Consider the following 424-nt stretch of genomic DNA (forward strand, 5'->3'; position numbering starts at 1 on the left):
AAAAAAGCATTAAAAAAGCACTATTTATTTTGTAATCAAGTGGAATTGATAATAAAACAGATACAACCCAAATAAAATTTGGATTATCTTGTTGATATTGCTTTATATTTGTAATGATTTGTTTCAAATAATATATTTTTTGGTTCTATATTTTTTGGGTATGTGTAAATGAGTTTCAAAAGTACAATAAAAATAAGGTTTTAAAAAATAATTAAACAGAAATTATCGATGGTTCTGTTATTTCATTTGTATTTACATGGATAGCATACAACAAAATGTTGTATTTTTGCAGTTACATTTTTTTTTTAATCATAAACCTTTTGGTGTACTGAAACACTTTTTTTAATAAACAATTTTCACAAAATTAAATAGCGATTCATCTTGAAATTGGTTTTGAAGTAATGAGTATTAGAATTGGTTCAAT

The sequence above is a fragment of the Flavobacterium branchiophilum NBRC 15030 = ATCC 35035 genome, from assembly GCF_002217205.1.
Classification (GTDB): Bacteria; Bacteroidota; Bacteroidia; order Flavobacteriales; family Flavobacteriaceae; genus Flavobacterium; species Flavobacterium branchiophilum.